Below are 3,207 nucleotides of genomic sequence, written 5' to 3'. Positions count from 1 at the left end.
GGGCCAAAGTCAGTGAGTTAACGGAGGAGCAGAAGCAAACTATCAGCACCCTTTCCACGCTGGCCGCGGGATTAGCCGGCGGCATTGCCGGTGACTCCACCGCCAGCGCCGTTACCGGGGCACAGGCCGGGAAGAACGCAGTGGAGAATAATGCGCTGGCCTCGCGAAATCTGGGCGATTGCCGCACGATGTCACCGGAAGCGTGCGGCAAGGCTAAAGAGCTGAGCCAGCGTATTCTGGATAAAGGTCTGCCGTCAGTGGAGGACATGCGCGGTAAACTGGCATCGTGTCAGGATGACAGATGCCGTAAAGGGGTCTGGACGGAATATCGACAGGCCAGTGATGCGACCATCAATACCCTGAAACAAATGGCGTTGAATGGCGAGTTGAGCCGCGAAGAGCTGGCCTTTATCAACCATGAGTTGGGTAAAGAACTGGCGGTATCAGGATACCGTGCCAATGATAAGATAGGTCGTTCAGAGCAGAGTAGTTGGCTAAATGGTGGTGGTGGGCCACTCTCCGGGTTCTTTAACACGGAACTGCGCCAAAAAGAGCTGGAAAAATCGGGCTTGTCCAAAGCGGATGCGGCGCAGTACGTGAAGGAAGAGCAGCGGAACCTGTTGTTGCTGGAGACTGCGGTCGGGGCTATTGGGGCAAAAACTAATAGAACTTCTATAAATGTAGTCGGAAAAGGCGCAACATTACCTACTGGTTATACCCCAAAAGGAAATTCAGTTACTGGGCCAAAAGATGGTGTTTATAATAACACTGGAAAAATAGACGCATCAGGAAACACTATTTATAGTCACAATGGTGGGTACTATACGTTTGAAAATGGCGTGAAGACAAGAGTTCAATCACCTAATTCTGGCTCACAAGCACAACAGAATTACGAGAAAGGTAAAGAATTTGAACAATCTACTTACGATAAATTCAAAGTTGATAAAGTTGAATCAGCACGGGAAATTACTGTCAAAACAGAGAGTAATACAAAAATAAGGGTTGACATGATAGGCAAAGATAAAGAAGGAAACATTATCTGTGTTGAATGTAAAAGTTCATCAACTGCTCCATTAACAACAAATCAAAAGAAAGGTTTTCCTGAACTTGAAACCAAGGGGGGTACTGTCGTTGGAAAAGGAAAACCGGGTTTTGAAGGAGGGAGCAAAATACCGCCAACCAAGGTTGACATCATCAGACCTACTTCTAAAGATTGAGTAAGGAGTTAATATGTCTATAGAAGACGTGAACAAAATAGATATGATAGGTATACCTAATAACAATGAAAACTTAGTTGTTCTAGGATTAACTGATCATTTACCGTGGAGTGGTTCGATAGAAGAACATTTACTGAAACTACAAGAAAAAATAAATAGTTATATTCGTTTTATTGAAAGCGGGGAGATATACGAAAGCTTTCCTGCTTCCTGTGGAAAAAGTGAAATGCTAATAGAAGTTTATTTTAAGTATCATATGCCACATGAATGTGCCGATTTTTTGGAAAAGGTTGGAGAAATTCTTGCACCTGTTAATATTCAGTTACGATATGAAGAAGGTGATATTGCTTAAATAGATGTATTAATTATTTGATCTCAATGATCAGATTGGCGCAGAGGGCTTGCTCATTGCGCTAATTTCAGTCCTTTTATACCTCTGATATCAGGAGGCCGATACGGGAGCGCTACCTGTACCGCAAGACCAACGGAGAGCCGTTGAGTATTCGTACTCAGTGTCCCCAGTTGCAGCTGTTGCAGGGTAATGGCAACAAAGACCGGGTGTGGTCATGCAAAACCCGAAGCCACCGTGTATCAGAACATCGCAGGGGTACCTTCATCCGTTGCTGAAAAAGGCGCGACACTGACAAATGCCCGGTGGGAAAAACCGGTCTTCGGGGGCGAAAAGCGCGTCTGGGAGTTTTGGGTTCAGCGACAAAGCAGCACTGGAAAAACGGTTGTAACTGACTGATGGCATTGGGAAAATCGGTGTTTGGCAGCCAACTTCACAAAGGAATGTGTTGTTGTGGACAATAATGCCCTTAGCATGGGAAGTTTGTTCGGTGCCGAAGGCGCTAAACATTTTGAAGGAGCGGGTTCACTAGCTCAAAAAATGGCCCAATCGGGGGCAACACCCGAAGAAATAAATGCTGCCTTGACTCACTACCTGAAAGGACAAGTCCCGGATGGTCAAGACCCGGCAAAAGGTCTGATTATTGCGTGGGGTAACTTCTTTGGTGTTCCGTTGGATGTCGTGTTATCAAATGAGCAGATGACGCCACAGAAAGCGGCGGAAATTGTTGCCGGTGGCATACCTACCAGTGAAGCGAAGCTGATACAATTTGCAGCGGCGAAAGCGTTTTTGTCTTTAAGTAAGTATCAGTCGACAGAAATAATTAGCGGAAAGGAAGATTTGCTAGCTGAACACGTCAAAGAAAATGTTATAGCAAGTCAAAAGGCGAACAAGTCTTCTAATTTTGGCAAGTTTAGTAAAGCGGAAGGGACAGTTCAGGAATCGCTTGGAATTTGGCCTCCAAATCGAGGAGCTTATGGCCCTGTTGAGAAAGTAACGCTGCCAACTGGAGAAGTCATTGATAGGTATGGTTCAACAAAAGGAACATTTACATCTCCAGTGGGGATACCATTTGAGAATAGAGCATTACCATCTTATTCTGCAAATGCACCTTATAATGTGTATGAGGTTCTAAAGCCTATAGATGATGTTTCAAAAAGTAAGATACTGCCATGGTTTGGTCAAAAGGGACAAGGGACGCAATATGAACTACCTAAACCTGTCCAATGGTATTTAGATAATCATTATTTAGGAGAGAAAAAATGACAAGACAAGAATTGGTGTCTATCCTTGAGCATAAAAATGTACCTAGTGGTATTTATAGTTTAGATGGATTGAAAGAAGGGGAATGTTTATGTATTAACCCTCATGATGGAGTCTGGGATGTTATATACAGCAGCAGAGGAAAAATTACATATAAGGAAGTTTTTACCAATGAAGAGTCAGCTTACGATAGATTTTACCAAATAATGAAAGATGACTATGGTTGGTAATTTTCAAGTATTGTTGCGGATAATAATGCACTAAGCTTGCCAAAAGGGCTGGCGGATTACGGTCGGTCAGCATCCAGTCTGGCTACCGCTATGCTAAATGAAGGTAAATCCCCTCAAGAGATTTCGGCAGCATTGTCAAAACATGCCA

At 43.9% G+C, this 3,207-nt stretch carries 5 protein-coding genes; all 5 read left to right on the top strand.

The genetic code is table 11. From position 1 onward, the window contains the following. A partial coding sequence (locus EAE89_RS23860) for a VENN motif pre-toxin domain-containing protein (RefSeq protein WP_244866719.1) occupies nucleotides 1–1,217 on the top strand: 1,217 nt, incomplete at its 5' end. A 13-nt stretch (nucleotides 1,218–1,230) separates the two neighbouring features. Next, entirely contained in the window at nucleotides 1,231–1,569 is a 339-nt protein-coding gene (locus EAE89_RS22525) for a DUF6572 domain-containing protein (protein WP_214086623.1), read from the top strand. 234 nt (nucleotides 1,570–1,803) lie between these two features. Further along, nucleotides 1,804–1,965, top strand: coding sequence for a hypothetical protein (locus tag EAE89_RS22520; RefSeq protein WP_244866717.1), 162 nt, complete (start codon nucleotides 1,804–1,806; stop codon nucleotides 1,963–1,965). Nucleotides 1,966–2,019: 54 nt separating this feature from the next. Beyond that, complete coding sequence (locus EAE89_RS22515; protein ID WP_214086622.1) at nucleotides 2,020–2,832, top strand: glycohydrolase toxin TNT-related protein; 813 nt, start codon at nucleotides 2,020–2,022, stop codon at nucleotides 2,830–2,832. After that, nucleotides 2,829–3,059, top strand: coding sequence for a hypothetical protein (locus EAE89_RS22510; protein ID WP_021326113.1), 231 nt, complete (start codon nucleotides 2,829–2,831; stop codon nucleotides 3,057–3,059). The genes EAE89_RS22515 and EAE89_RS22510 overlap by 4 nt, the downstream gene beginning before the upstream one ends. Nucleotides 3,060–3,207 lie beyond the last annotated feature (148 nt).

Origin of the sequence: Photorhabdus heterorhabditis (assembly GCF_018448905.1) — a bacterium.
GTDB lineage: Bacteria > Pseudomonadota > Gammaproteobacteria > Enterobacterales > Enterobacteriaceae > Photorhabdus > Photorhabdus heterorhabditis.
This window is presented reverse-complemented; position numbering and strand designations above follow the sequence as displayed.

What these genes read in the sequence shown, in the direction of transcription:
- EAE89_RS22510 (WP_021326113.1), top strand. Translation starts at nt 2,829, where the DNA reads ATGACAAGACAAGAATTGGTGTCTATCCTTGAGCATAAAAATGTACCT.
- EAE89_RS22525 (WP_214086623.1), top strand. Translation starts at nt 1,231, where the DNA reads ATGTCTATAGAAGACGTGAACAAAATAGATATGATAGGTATACCTAAT.